This window comes from Euhalothece natronophila Z-M001 (genome assembly GCF_007904085.1).
GTDB lineage: Bacteria > Cyanobacteriota > Cyanobacteriia > Cyanobacteriales > Rubidibacteraceae > Halothece > Halothece natronophila.
Genome location: NZ_CP042326.1, coordinates 1,760,774 through 1,773,863 on the forward strand (window position 1 = coordinate 1,760,774; position 13,090 = coordinate 1,773,863).

Genomic DNA, 13,090 nt, shown 5'->3' on the forward strand with positions numbered 1-13,090 from the left:
GCATAGGATCAAACTAGTAACAGTATTTGGAAATCCCCTATGGTCACACAGTTAAGCCAACAAATTTACACCCCTACCGAATACCTAGAACTTGAAGCCCAAGCAGATAACCGCCATGAATTCATTAATGGAGAAATTGTACCAATGGCAGGGGGAACCACGAATCATAATGAATTGATAACGAATTTATGCGTGTTGCTGAAACCGAGTTTAAGAGAACAAGGAAGACGACTTTATTCGGAAAATGTACGGTTATGGATTCCCGCCGCCAATGTATTTACTTATCCTGATGTCATGATTTTGGATGGTGAACCGGCATATTATGGAGATAATCAAACGACGGTGACGAATCCAGTGGTGATTTTTGAAGTTTTATCGGATTCTACCCGGGATTACGATCAAGGACGTAAATTTAATTTCTACCGAACCTTAGAAACGTTGCAGGAATATGTGTTGATAGATCAAGAAACCATGGCAGTCATGATCTATCGGCGGCGTACAAATAAGGATTGGCATTTAAGTCTTTTAGAAGAAGCCACTGAGGTCGTAAAGTTAGATTCAGTGGGTGTCGAACTGACACTTCAAGACTGGACAATACTCGACATTAACTGTAAAAGTAAAGCAGTCATAGCGTACTTTGGAAAGTACGGTGGTGTCCCACAACGCCTTAAGGATTCTCCTCAAAGCTCATCAAATTGGTTTTTCCCTTAGCGGTCAGAATCGAGCTTCTGATTAGCGCACTGACACACAAGTCAATCCAAATTATTCGGCTAATTATAAAAGACCTAAACCATTAATGTCAACAAGCGAGCGAACTTTTCCAAAAAGTTAAACTATGTCAACTAATGTCAAGTAATAGTTGTATTAGGAAATAACTCTCGTTAGCGGCGATTTACCCTAAATCTGGGTATAAAGCCTCGTCCTTTTAGGACGACTTTACCAGAATTTTGACAGCGGTAAAACTATCTGCCAGACTGAAGTTAGTTAAGTTGGTCAAGTCGAGTCATGTTATTTAGAGAAGCCAAATTAAAACATGCTACACAACAACAATATCAAGCACTTGATGAGGCGATCCGTACTGGACAGTTTATCAGAAATAAGTGTTTGCGTTTATGGGTTGACAGCGATAAGTGTGGAAAGTCTAATATGGAGTCCCTCTGTAAAGACTTAGCAAAAGAATTTTCCTTTGCTGGAAACCTAAATAGCATGGCTCGACAAGCTCACGCCGAACGTGCATGGTTAGCCGTTAAACGGTTTTACGAAAACTGTAGAAATGGTGTTAGACCAGTTGGCTACCCTAAATTCAAAAAGAACTCGCGTTCAGTGGAATATAAGACCAGTGGTTGGAAACTATCAGACGACGGCTTCTATATAACATTCAAAGACGGCTTCAAGGCTGGAACTTTCTCTCTTTATTGCAGTGGTAAAGCCAGAGAAGACATCCTGAGAAGTAAGATCAATCGGGTCAGAGTGATTCGTCGTGCTGACGGTTACTATGCTCAATTTTTGTTAGAAGCTGACCGAGTGGAAGAAGGAACTTATACAGGAGAAGTTATTGGCATTGACTTAGGTCTGAAGTATTTTGTCAAAGACCAAAATGGCAATGAAATCATCTATCCTCAGTTCCTAAGAAAGTCTGAACGAAGGCTCAAAAAACTTCAACGTCGTTTGAGTAAAAAGTATCGTCATGGTCAGAAGCAATCAGCTAATTACCACAAAGTACGAATTCAATTAGGTAAACAACATCTTAAAGTTCAACGTCAGCGTAAAGACTGGGCTTTGAAACAAGCTCGGGCGCTAGTGGCATCTAACGATGTCGTAGTGTATGAAGATTTAAGAGTTGCTAACTTAGTCAAAAATCATAATCTAGCTAAGTCCATTTCTGATGCAGCATGGAGTCAGTTTACAGACTTTCTCGACTACTACGGCAAACTTTGGGGGAAAGCAGTAGTAGCTGTTAACCCTGCTTTCACCAGTCAAGATTGTCAGAATTGCGGACACAGAGAGAAAAAATCATTAAGCACAAGGACTCACAAGTGTTCTAACTGTGGAACGGAACTCTGTCGTGATCAAAATGCTGCTATCAACATCCTAAAACGAGGGATGGAGATTTTAGGAAAGGAATGGTCAAACCGTACCCAAGGGCATTGGGGAACTGCCTCTTCGGAGGAAACGACTAGGGAGACAACTACCTCTACTATCTCAGAGAACTTTGATTCAGAGTCCTCTGAGATAGCAAGTAGTGTCGAGGAACTAGTAATTTCGGAACCTGTGAAGACCGAAGAATCCCCACGCCTTTAGGCTGGGGAGTATGTCAAAAGGGAGTAGATTGGTAGTTAAGTTAGACTCAGCCAATGTTAACGTTAAAACAGAATCAATCTTAGCTTCTAGCTAGGAGAATGGAAACAAGCACAAATAAAACATTAATCCTCCTCTTAAATAATGTGAAATCGCTTCCCTTGGTCATTACACTCTTACTACTTTTTCCTTTAACCAGTTGCACCAACCAAGCTCAAATTTACCGCATCCGAGACATTACTCGCAATCAGCAACTCCTAATCAGAAACCAAGCACTAAGTCAATCCACTTATGGATTAATGGTAATGAGTCGAGGTTATATAGACGGAGAGGCAAGAGTTACTTTATTATTAGATGGGCAAGTCCGTAAAACAAAAGTGGTTTCAGGGAATGTTCGATTTCAATGGCGAAAACATTGGAATGATAATCGAGCCATAGTTCGCTATCAGCCTAGGGGTGTAACTGAAGGGGAGTTACGATTTAATGTAACTTTTATGGATTAGCCATTAATTGTAATAATTGTTATAGTTTTTGATCAATAGGATTGTCTCACAAGCAACAACTAACGAAGAATAAAAATGTCAATTTTAAGATTAGAAAAAATTAGTAAAACCTATCCTACAGGGGAAGTCCTCAAAAATGTTAGTTGGGAAGTAAAGGCAGGAGAACGTGTGGGATTAGTCGGAGTTAATGGTGCTGGAAAAACTACCCAATTAAACATTATTTTGGGAAACACAGAACCCAGTAGTGGGGAAGTTATTCGTCCATCTAATCTAAATATTACTTGCTTAAGTCAAGAATTTGATGTTGATCCCCAACTTACTGTTAGACAAGAATTGTGGCGAGTTTTTACCAAAGCTAATGAAGTCCAAAAAAACTTAGAACAAGTCCAAAAGCAAATGGAAGAGGCTTCTCCCGAAGAATTAGAGAAACTCATTAATAAGTTGGATCGCTACCAAAAAGAATTTGAAGCGCAAGATGGGTATAAATTAGACACAAAAATTAGCCAATTATTACCAGAACTAGGGTTTTTACCTGAAGACGGTGAACGCCTAGTTTCCTGCTTTAGTGGTGGTTGGCAAATGCGTATCTGTCTAGGAAAAGTCATGTTACAAGATCCAGATGTTTTACTCTTAGACGAACCGACAAACCACCTTGATTTAGAAACAATTGAATGGCTAGAACAGTACCTAAAAAGTCTTAACACACCCATGGTCATTGTCTCTCATGATCGGAAATTTTTAGACCGTTTATGTACCCAAATTGTTGAAACTGAGCGCGGCGTGTCAACTACTTACCTTGGTAATTATTCCAGTTATCTAGAGCAAAAAGAATTTAATCGCCAAGCCCAAATGAGTGCCTATGAAAGGCAGCAAAAAGAAATTGCTAAGCAGGAAGAATTTATCGAGCGATTCCGCGCTAGTGCCACTCGTAGCACCCAAGCAAAAAGCCGGGAAAAACAACTAGAAAAAGTGGAGGAAATTGAAGCTCCTCAGTCCAATGTCAAGACTTTAAAATTTAGATTTCCTACCGCACCTCGCAGTGGTAAAGAAGTTGTAAAAATAGAGAATTTAACCCATAGCTTTGATGATAATATTTTATTTTTAGGGGCTAACTTATTAGTAGAACGCGGCGATCGCGTTGCTTTTTTAGGTCCTAATGGATCAGGAAAATCAACCATTCTCCGATTAATTATGGGCTTAGAAACTCCTACCGAGGGCCTCGTTAAATTAGGGGAGCATAATGTCATTCCGGGCTATTTTGAACAAAATCAAGCCGAAGCCCTAGATCTCTGTTTAACTGTAGAAGAAACTATCCAAAAAGCGGTTCCCGATTGGAAATATGAAGAAATCCGTGCCCTATTAGGGAAATTTCTCTTTAGTGGCGATACCGTTAAGAAAAATGTTTCCAAACTCAGTGGTGGCGAAAAGGCAAGATTAGCCCTTGCCAAAATGTTACTACAACCCGTTAATTTATTAATTTTAGACGAACCAACCAACCATTTAGATATTCCTGCCAAGGAAACGATTGAAGAGGCTTTACAAAATTACGATGGTTCAGCACTCATTGTTTCCCACGACCGCTATTTTATCTCTCAAGTTGCCACCAAAATTGTTGAAATTAGCGAGGGAGAGTTAGTGGTTTATGAAGGTGACTATAACTACTATCTAGAGAAAAAAGAAGAGGAAGCCCAAGCCGCTCGTCTTGCTGCCGAAAAAGCCCAAGCAGAAGCTAAGCGACAAGCCAAAAAAGAGAAGCAGAAAGAAAAGGAAAAAGCTAGGAAAGCTAAGAAAAAGAAAGGTCATTAGTCATTAGTCATTAGTCATTAGTTATTGGTCACTGCTGGACAAACAACAAAGGAGGGGGCAAAATATCTCCCTCCCTTTTGACCTTAAACCGACTGATAATTGACAATACGAGCAAATCCTTCTGGATCTAAACTTGCTCCACCGACTAAAGCGCCATCAATTTCAGGTTGAGCCATAATTTCATCAATATTACTGCTTTTAACAGAACCGCCATATTGAATGGGAATATCACCACTACTTAGCTGAGAACGAATTAAACCAATTACTCGATTCGCTTCTTTTGCTTCACAAGTGTCACCTGTTCCAATTGCCCAAATTGGTTCATAAGCAATCACTAAGCGAGATAAATCGACTCCCGCTAAATCTGCTTTTAATTGTTCACTAATAACAGTTTCAGTTTTTCCAGCATCTCGTTGTTCTTTACTTTCTCCTACACAAAGAATAGGTGTTAAACCTGCCTTTTGAGCTGCCCGAGCGCGTAAATTAACGGTTTCATCTGTTTCTCCAAAGTATTGGCGACGTTCACTGTGCCCTACTACAGCATAGGTTACTCCGACTTCTGTTAGCATAGCGGGAGAAATTTCCCCAGTAAATGCGCCAGACTCTTCCCAATGGACATTTTGTGAGCTTAAACGAACCCGAGTTCCATGTAAGTTTTTCGACATCATCCCTAAATCAGTATAGGGGGCACAGAGAATCACTTCTCTATCTTCAGGAGTATTTTCGAGCTTTGGGAGAAAGGATTGCAGAAACTCTAGGGATTCTGCTTGGGTTTTGTGCATTTTCCAGTTGCCAGCAATAACGACTCTTCGCACTTTTCTTTACCTACTTTTAATCATCTTGCACAGAATAGTGTATCTCTCAATGGTAGGCAATTCAAAATGATTGTTGCTTTTCTATAGCGTTTCTTAGTCGGTTGAGGTATAAACTGAGTTATTAGTCATTGGTCATTAGTCATTGGTTTACCCAGATCTTGCACCTGGTAATTTGAACATCTAATCCCTGCTGTTTCAGTAAAGGTCGTTGACGCTCAACTTCCGCTAACAATAGAGCAATAACTAATTCCACCAAGCAAGTTTCAAGAATAATGGTTGCAGCCACTCCCCAATCGGGGAGCTCTTTGGTATCAAGAGAAAGATAACCCCAATGAGCAAGCAAAAAAGCCACTAAGGACAAGATCAACCAACGATACATTCCCTTGAGAGTCTTTTGAGCAAACCGATGAAGACCAAAACGGTATTTAGCGGTCTTAAAAAATCCCTCAATTTGCCAGCGATGTCTTCCCCACCAAACAATGGTACTGGCTTTTAAGGGTTTGGTGGAGAGAACATAACGCTTAGAGCGTTTCTTTTCTCCATCTCGTTTGAGATAGAACCAAGCTACACTAACCGGAAAATTAAGTCCTTGAAGCCTGACTTGTTGGCCAGGCTGATGTAATTGCCACAGAGGGCGATGATCTTGGAGGAGACGGTCACGACGAACACCAGTAATAGCATGAAGCTTCAGAGAGCGGATTCCTTTGAGAAATTCGACGCTACCAAAAGCTGTGTCTGCCAACACCATGACCTGAAACTGGCGTTTCAGCCATCGCGGTAGTTGCCGTACTAACTTCAATCCTAACTGTGCTGGAGTGGAATGTCCTTTTCCTCGATAGATGCGAAAACTCCATGGAAGACGCCACCGTCCCACTACCAGATAGATGACCACTAGATGCAATCCTCTTTTGCCATCAAACACATGAACTAGGTCTTGATAGCCCTTAAACTTTCCCCGTTTTTCCAAAGTTGTTAAGTCAATGATTACTTGTAAGTGAGGACGCCGACCTCGGGGATGGTAGTGGCTTAGTTGTTGCTTAATCATCCGTCTGACTTGGCGGATGAGCGATCGCGCTGACCAGATGTAATGATTGAGAAAACGACTGAGAGCACTGGCTGATTTAAGTGCTGAGTGTTGGGGGCGGTGTGTTCCTTGAGCTTTTAGAAACAGTTCCAAGAAAGCTTGAAGACTTTGTTTTTGATAGTCGCTTTCCATCAATTCTACCAATTGATAGATGAGCTCTTGTGCATTACTCAGGTCTTTCATTAATCAAAGGTCAGATTAGGAGTATTTCCTTATTTACTCGTCTTTTGCTCTTTGGTGCAAGATCTGAGTTTAGAAACAACGAAGGACAAACAATAGCTGTATCACAGTTTCTTTTTGACTGCTATAACAAATCATTATTAATTTTTACCTTAGCTTTCAGAAGTGGTGTCAATTCTCAGCATTTTTTAAGTTTTTACTTGGTCAGAGTTAACGTTTCGCCATCATAGTAATCAATAAGAATTAAGTGATCTAACTAAGACTGGCTATGTTTATTATCACTACTGATCAAGTTACTTATAATCAAGGAATCCGTCGTTATCCTTCACAAATTGAATATGTTTCTATATTTGTTTACCAAAAGCAGCTTTTTGTTAAAGGAGACTCTTATTCTTATCAGGAGAGACACACAGCGATCGCGCAAGCCCAACGCAACCTAATCTCAGGAATCATCTCTCTTATTGTCATTGATGATCACGATAATTATCTTATTTGTTATCAAGACCAAAACCTAGAATTATTACCAGAGAAAAGTCTCCCTAATCTAGAAACGATTGTCAATGCTATCCGCAATCACTCAGGATTAATTAAAAATAATCAGTATAAACTCAGAACCTATCCCCGATCAATTATTGGAACCGAATTAGTAGATTGGTTATGTGATCATTTCCATTGTTCCCGAGAACAAGCTGTGGAAATCGGACAATCATTAATTAATCATCGTTGGTTACATCACACTTGGGATGATCATAATTTCAAAGATGAACCTCTCCTCTATCGCTTTTATCAAGATGAAAGCATTACTCTCCCTTTAATTGCAAAGTGACATTGATTTTTATGCTTATCCAATTTCAGGAAATACAGGAATATTAAGCGCAACTTCATAGAGAAATGGGATAACAGCATAAACGATCATACTTTTCAGGGGAACTCTTATTTAAAACTGCCGTCTTGAAAAGTAAACTGTGTTAAAGGAATAATGTTATGTCAAAACAATCTTTTCTTAAAAGAGGAACAGCAACAGTCCTTTCTTTACTACTAGGCATAGGAGTTACTACCCCTTTAATTTTATCTACCTCAGTATCAGCACAATTATTACCGGGTGAACGTCGAGGGCAGCCTTCTGGTCGCATGGCAATTCCTGAGGGAACTTCTCTCCCAGTAAAATATGATGAGGCCGAAAACATTGTCGTGATGCCTGATGAAACTGCCCCCATTACCTTAGAAATTGCCGCCAACATTAAAAATCAACAAGGAAGAATTCTCATTCCCTACGGAACTGAATTGGTGGGGGAAATCCAACCATCTCAAAATGGATCGCGCTTTGTGGCTGAGGAATTAAAAGTTCCAGGGGAGTCTCCCCAAAGCATTAATGCTAGCTCTCAAGTGGTAACAAGGCGAGAAACGATTCGTCGTGGGGCTAGTACAGGGAGTGTTCTAGAAGGAGCTGCCATTGGCGCTGCCGCTGCTACTGTCCTTTCTGGAGTGCTTGGCGATCAAGTAATTGCTACGGAAAAAGTATTGGGTGGTGCAGCCTTAGGGGCAATTGGAGGTTTAATTTTAGGAAGACAGGAAGCAGAAGTTATTTCTATTGATCCTAATACTGACTTAGACGTAACCGTTCGTGAAAACCTAGACAAACCTATCTAAGGTTGGTCAAAGCTATAAGCTGACGAACGTGCAGACAAGCGTGGTAAGACCTGTAATCAGGCACACTACGTTAATTGAGTCATCACACCCAAGTGTGAACGCCAGCATTTGGCTCTGTGGGCTATGGATTAATCAAAAGGCGAAAGGTTGATAAGCCTGTGTCCTAGCCGTAAAAAGCTCTTTTAACTTTGTCGAGGCCAACTTTACTGTTCATAACAGCTTGGCTTAAGAAGCCACTAACTACCATGTCAAACTATGTGTTTGTAATTGACCAAAACCAAACACCACTAAAACCAGTCCATCCTAAAAGAGCGAGGCAATTGCTTTCTTTTGGTAAAGCTGCCGTCTTTCGACTGTTTCCTTTCACTCTCATCCTTAAACAAGAGGTGTCTGAGCCAAATGTCCACCCACTAATCCTGAAAATTGACCCAGGCTCTCAAGTAACAGGCTTCGCTTTAGTTACCGAGGGAGGAGAAGTAGTTTGGAGAATGCAACTAGAGCATCGTGGAGGGATAATCAAGAAACGTTTAGAACAAAGACGAGCCTTAAGAAGACAGCGACGTTCAAGACTTCGTTATCGAAAGCCTCGTTTCTTAAACCGTAAGCGCAAAGAAGGATGGCTACCCCCCTCGTTAATGCACAGAGTCCAAACCACTGAGACTTGGGTGAAACGCTTGCTCAAGTTCTGTCCGATTCAAGAAATCTGGATAGAGAGAGTTAAGTTTGATACCCAGTTGATGGAAAATCCTGAGATTAGTGGCCAGGAATATCAGCAAGGAACCTTGCAAGGCTATACTGTCCGAGAATACCTCCTCGAAAAGTGGTACAGAAAATGTACTTACTGTAAGAAAGAAGGTATCCCTCTCCAAGTAGAACACATCTATCCTCGGTCTAAAGGAGGAAGTAACCGAGTGAGCAACCTTGGTCTGGCTTGTGAGAAGTGTAATCAAAAGAAAGGCAATACACTCATTGAAGATTTCTTGAAAAGGAAACCAACTCTCCTTGAGAGTGTCCTTAAACAAGCGAAGACTCCTCTTAAAGACACATCAGCAGTTAACGCCACCCGTAAAAAGATTGTCGAGGTAATCTCAAAACATTCCTCACTCAAAACAGCGACAGGGGCGCAAACCAAGATGAATCGAGTCCGTTTAGGATTACCAAAAGAACATTGTTTAGACGCTGCTTGTGTGGGAGAGGTTGAGAGGTTAACCATTTTGTCCGATCAACCACTAATGGTGACAGCGACAGGGACAGGAGGGAGACAAAAATGCCAAACTAATAAGTTTGGGTATCCAATCAAGCATCGTCCTTTGAGACCAATTCAAGGCTTTCAAACAGGAGACATTGTTAAAGTTGATATCCCGAAAGGGAAAAATCAAGGTCAATGGAGAGGGCGTTTGTGTCCTTATTCGGATGGAAACTGTGAGATTTACCCGAAAGGTCGTAAAAGACTGGGAACTAAATTATCTTATGTCTCAGAGGTAATGCACCGTAAAGATGGCTATAAATATCGCCATTAGCCTTAGAAATTGATTGAGATGACTAACTTTGTGGAATCATGTCTAAGATTTATTTACTGTTAATACCCCCTAAATTTGTCACTATGGTTCTGGTGTTGGCTTCCATCATCTTGATATAAGTATCACCGTCAGAGCCAGGCGCGCCAATAGCATCCCCATATAATTCTTCTTCTGCTAACTCTACTCCTGCTTCTTCGGCAACCGTTTCAATGAGTCTCGGATTAATGAGAGCTTCCGCAAAAATAGTGGTAACACCTGTTTCGCGCACTGTACTGGCAAGTCTGCCAACTGTTTGAGCGCTGGGTTGTTCTTCGGTACTAATTCCAATGAGAGTTCCAACGACTTCTAATCCATAGGCTTCTGTATAATACTGGAAAGCGTCATGGGTGGTGACTAATTTTCGGTTTTCTGAGGGGATTGTCTCAATTTGTTCCCCTATCCAATCATGGAGTTCTTCTAATTCGGCAGTGTATTCTTCTAAATTTTCCTGATAAACCTCTTCATTTTCTGGGGAAACAGCCGCTAATTCTTCAGCAATTGCTTCTACCATGACAATTACATTTTCTACATCCCCCCAAACGTGAGGATCAGGTACAAATTCAGTTTCTCCTTCCTCCATCGCAGACTCATCAAGGGGGGAAATGAGTTCTCCCACTGCAAATTGACGGGTATTCTCTCCAGCGCCTTCTATGAGTCGAATTAACTCTGGTTCTAAGTCATGACCGTTGTATAGGATTAAATCAGCTTCTTCAATATTTTGACTATCTTGGGGAACTGGTTCATAAATGTGGGGATCATCGCCAGCATCCAGTAATCCAATCACTTCAATGGTATCCCCAGCGATATTGTCTGTCCAATCGGTAATCATGGTTGTGGTAGTAACCACTTTTGGGGCTTCTCCTGCTGTGGAATTGGTGTCTGGCGGTTCACAGCCCATTAAGCCAACACTTAAGAGGAGACTCATTCCAGCTAATTGATAAATTCCTTTTATCATATTTCTTTCATTTTTTAACGCAGTATGTGCTATTGTAAGTTCTAATGATCGTTTTGTCATATTCTTTTCATAATTGGGAGTGCATTAGTGATGACTACTGCTGGCTATAGAATTGGAGAAAGTTCTCTTTTAGGGGTTGACTCGCCACAACCCGTGATTCAAGTAAAAAATCTGAATGTGTCTTATCGGGGGGTAGAAGCCTTACAAGGGATTAATTGTGAGTTTCAAGCGGGACGATTAACAGGGATTATTGGTCCCAATGGTGCAGGAAAAAGTACCCTTTTAAAAGCCATGTTGGGGTTATTACCAGCGAAGGGGAAAGTCAAATGGGGAAATGGTTCTTTAGCAACCAATCGATCGCGCTTGGCGTATGTTCCCCAACGCTCTAAAATTGATTGGGATTACCCTGTAACTGTCTGGGATGTGGTGATGATGGGGCGAGTGAAGGCAACAGGATGGTTGCGTCGGTTTTCCGCTTCTTCTCGCCATATTGCCTTAGAATCTTTAAAGCGGGTAGGAATGGAGAAACTTCGCGATCGCGCTATCAGTCAGTTATCAGGGGGACAACAACAAAGAGTCTTTCTCGCTCGGGCTTTAGCCCAACAAGCGGAGATTTTCTTTTTAGATGAACCCTTTGTGGGAGTCGATCAAAAGACGCAAAATATTATCTTTGGCATTTTTCGGGAACTTACAGCATCAGGAAAAACCGTCATTGTAATTAATCATGATTTAGGGGCAACAATTACCCATTTTGATGATTTAATTCTCTTAAATAAGGAACTGATTGCTGCAGGAACACGGGAAACTGTGTTAACAAAAGAAAACTTATATGCAGCGTATGATGGACAAGTTATGTTTTTCTCAGACGCGGCTTAAATTAATATCAAACAACTATAGCATGATTATTTCATTTGTAAGATCCCCCCTAACCCCCCTTATAAAAAGGGGGAAATAAGGTCGAAGTTTACAACTAATTTAGGATTGCTATACCCAATGAGTTAAGGAGTATTTGCTCAAAAAAAAATGAGTCTTGAATTATTAATTGATCCCTTGCAGTATAACTTTATGCAACGGGCTTTGTTAGTGTCAACTTTAGTAGGAATTATTTGTTCTTTAGTAGGAAGTTATTTAATGGTACAACGTCTCTCGCTATTAGGAGATGTTATTAGCCATTCTATGCTCCCTGGACTTGCCATTGCTTTTATGCTAGGGGCAAATATTTACTTAGGAGCGTTTATTGCAGGGATTTTTAGTACCCTCATTATTGCAGGAATCAAAGCGCGATCGCGATTAAAAGAAGATGCTGCGATGGGAATCGTTTTTTCAGCGTTTTTTGCTTTAGGGATTATTTTAATTACCATTATTCAGAAAGATAATCGCATTGATTTATTTCATTTTCTCTTTGGCAATGTTTTAGGAGTAACAGCAGGAGAAGTAAGAGACACAGCGATTATTACCCTGATCGTTGCCCTCGTCATTATTCTGTTTTATAAAGAACTACTCTTTTATACCTTTGACTACGAAGGCGCACAAGCAGCAGGGCTACCTATTAATTTTCTCAATTTTGGCTTAATGTTATTAATTGCTGGCGCGATCGTAGCTAGCTTAAATACGGTAGGAGTAATTTTAGTGATGGCTTTATTAATTACCCCTAGTGCCACAGCTTACTTATTAGTCAAACGATTACACTGGGTGATGATTTTAGGGGCAATGATTGGCATTATTTCTAGCATTACAGGAATGTATCTTAGCTATTATTTTAATCTTCCTTCGGGGCCAGCGATTGTCATGGTTGCCATTGGTTTCTTTAGTTTAGCTTTTTGTTTTAGCCCTCAGGAAGGAATTTTCATCCCCTCTCAAAGAAGAAATAAGCCGAAAGCATGATGACATTAATGCTAGAATGATGAGTCGTTCCCTTTGCTCATCAATCATGGAAACCATAAACCCTTTTACCATTATCGGTTTAGCGGCTGGTACATTAACCACGATCGCGTTTTTACCCCAAGTCATCAAAACCTGGCAATCTAAATCAGCCAAAGATATTTCTTTAGGAATGTTTTCAATTTTCTGTACAGGTGTTTTCTTATGGATTATTTATGGCTTTAGTGTTGGAGATTTACCCGTTTTACTGGCTAATATTGTTACCTTTATTCTTGCTTTCACCATTTTAATTTTTAAGTTTAGATATGGGTAGATTGTTGGATTTATTCAGAATCAATACTAACTGCACCTGCCCCAGT

At 40.5% G+C, this 13,090-nt stretch carries 13 protein-coding genes; 10 read left to right on the forward strand and 3 right to left on the reverse strand.

Going from position 1 to position 13,090, the window contains the following annotated elements:
* Positions 1-39: 39 nt before the first annotated feature.
* The 4 genes from FRE64_RS08405 (at position 40) to FRE64_RS08420 (ending at position 4,607) form a co-directional block, all read left to right on the forward strand.
* Positions 40-711 (forward strand): Uma2 family endonuclease, encoded by a 672-nt coding sequence (locus FRE64_RS08405; protein WP_146295559.1) that lies wholly within the window; start codon positions 40-42, stop codon positions 709-711.
* Positions 712-1,005: 294 nt separating this feature from the next.
* Positions 1,006-2,301, forward strand: a complete 1,296-nt coding sequence (locus FRE64_RS08410; protein WP_222597800.1) for an RNA-guided endonuclease InsQ/TnpB family protein — start codon at positions 1,006-1,008, stop codon at positions 2,299-2,301.
* Positions 2,302-2,399: 98 nt separating this feature from the next.
* A complete protein-coding gene (locus tag FRE64_RS08415; protein WP_222597801.1) occupies positions 2,400-2,801 on the forward strand; it encodes a hypothetical protein in 402 nt (133 codons plus the stop codon).
* A gap of 81 nt (positions 2,802-2,882) precedes the next feature.
* Positions 2,883-4,607, forward strand: coding sequence for an ABC-F family ATP-binding cassette domain-containing protein (locus FRE64_RS08420; RefSeq protein ID WP_146297314.1), 1,725 nt, complete (start codon positions 2,883-2,885; stop codon positions 4,605-4,607).
* Positions 4,608-4,690: 83 nt separating this feature from the next.
* On the opposite strand, the gene tpiA is transcribed toward FRE64_RS08420, so the two are convergent.
* Positions 4,691-5,422: a triose-phosphate isomerase gene (tpiA, locus tag FRE64_RS08425; RefSeq protein WP_146295560.1), complete on the reverse strand. Its 732-nt coding sequence runs from the start codon at positions 5,420-5,422 to the stop codon at positions 4,691-4,693.
* A 139-nt stretch (positions 5,423-5,561) separates the two neighbouring features.
* Positions 5,562-6,689 (reverse strand): transposase, encoded by a 1,128-nt coding sequence (locus tag FRE64_RS08430; protein ID WP_246140276.1) that lies wholly within the window; start codon positions 6,687-6,689, stop codon positions 5,562-5,564.
* 265 nt (positions 6,690-6,954) lie between these two features.
* Between FRE64_RS08430 and FRE64_RS08435 the strand changes: the two genes are divergently transcribed.
* The 3 genes from FRE64_RS08435 to iscB all read left to right on the forward strand — a co-directional run bounded on the left by FRE64_RS08435 (position 6,955) and on the right by iscB (position 9,856).
* On the forward strand, positions 6,955-7,512 hold the full coding sequence (locus tag FRE64_RS08435) for a DEP domain-containing protein (protein WP_146295561.1): 558 nt from the start codon (positions 6,955-6,957) through the stop codon (positions 7,510-7,512).
* A 158-nt stretch (positions 7,513-7,670) separates the two neighbouring features.
* A complete protein-coding gene (locus tag FRE64_RS08440; RefSeq protein ID WP_146295562.1) occupies positions 7,671-8,336 on the forward strand; it encodes a hypothetical protein in 666 nt (221 codons plus the stop codon).
* Between the two features lie 245 nt (positions 8,337-8,581).
* Entirely contained in the window at positions 8,582-9,856 is a 1,275-nt protein-coding gene (gene iscB, locus FRE64_RS08445) for an RNA-guided endonuclease IscB (protein ID WP_146295563.1), read from the forward strand.
* A gap of 49 nt (positions 9,857-9,905) precedes the next feature.
* Here the strand turns inward: iscB and FRE64_RS08450 are convergent, their stop codons facing one another.
* Positions 9,906-10,850, reverse strand: a complete 945-nt coding sequence (locus FRE64_RS08450) for a metal ABC transporter solute-binding protein, Zn/Mn family (protein WP_146295564.1) — start codon at positions 10,848-10,850, stop codon at positions 9,906-9,908.
* A gap of 90 nt (positions 10,851-10,940) precedes the next feature.
* On the opposite strand from FRE64_RS08450, the gene FRE64_RS08455 reads away from it, so the two are divergent.
* The 3 genes from FRE64_RS08455 to FRE64_RS08465 all read left to right on the forward strand — a co-directional run bounded on the left by FRE64_RS08455 (position 10,941) and on the right by FRE64_RS08465 (position 13,044).
* Positions 10,941-11,726: a metal ABC transporter ATP-binding protein gene (locus tag FRE64_RS08455; protein ID WP_146297317.1), complete on the forward strand. Its 786-nt coding sequence runs from the start codon at positions 10,941-10,943 to the stop codon at positions 11,724-11,726.
* A gap of 147 nt (positions 11,727-11,873) precedes the next feature.
* On the forward strand, positions 11,874-12,734 hold the full coding sequence (locus tag FRE64_RS08460) for a metal ABC transporter permease (RefSeq protein ID WP_146295565.1): 861 nt from the start codon (positions 11,874-11,876) through the stop codon (positions 12,732-12,734).
* A 55-nt stretch (positions 12,735-12,789) separates the two neighbouring features.
* Positions 12,790-13,044 carry a SemiSWEET transporter gene (locus FRE64_RS08465; RefSeq protein ID WP_222597903.1) on the forward strand — a complete coding sequence of 85 codons (255 nt, stop codon included), beginning with the start codon at positions 12,790-12,792 and terminating at the stop codon, positions 13,042-13,044.
* Positions 13,045-13,090 lie beyond the last annotated feature (46 nt).

Bases quoted from the DNA above. Each gene is read 5' to 3' on its own strand.
- FRE64_RS08405 (WP_146295559.1), top strand. From the start codon at position 40: ATGGTCACACAGTTAAGCCAACAAATTTACACCCCTACCGAATACCTA.
- FRE64_RS08410 (WP_222597800.1), top strand. From the start codon at position 1,006: ATGTTATTTAGAGAAGCCAAATTAAAACATGCTACACAACAACAATAT.
- FRE64_RS08415 (WP_222597801.1), top strand. From the start codon at position 2,400: ATGGAAACAAGCACAAATAAAACATTAATCCTCCTCTTAAATAATGTG.
- FRE64_RS08430 (WP_246140276.1), bottom strand. From the start codon at position 6,689: ATGAAAGACCTGAGTAATGCACAAGAGCTCATCTATCAATTGGTAGAA.
- FRE64_RS08435 (WP_146295561.1), top strand. From the start codon at position 6,955: ATGTTTATTATCACTACTGATCAAGTTACTTATAATCAAGGAATCCGT.
- FRE64_RS08440 (WP_146295562.1), top strand. From the start codon at position 7,671: ATGTCAAAACAATCTTTTCTTAAAAGAGGAACAGCAACAGTCCTTTCT.
- iscB (WP_146295563.1), top strand. From the start codon at position 8,582: ATGTCAAACTATGTGTTTGTAATTGACCAAAACCAAACACCACTAAAA.
- FRE64_RS08450 (WP_146295564.1), bottom strand. From the start codon at position 10,850: ATGATAAAAGGAATTTATCAATTAGCTGGAATGAGTCTCCTCTTAAGT.
- FRE64_RS08455 (WP_146297317.1), top strand. From the start codon at position 10,941: ATGACTACTGCTGGCTATAGAATTGGAGAAAGTTCTCTTTTAGGGGTT.
- FRE64_RS08460 (WP_146295565.1), top strand. From the start codon at position 11,874: ATGAGTCTTGAATTATTAATTGATCCCTTGCAGTATAACTTTATGCAA.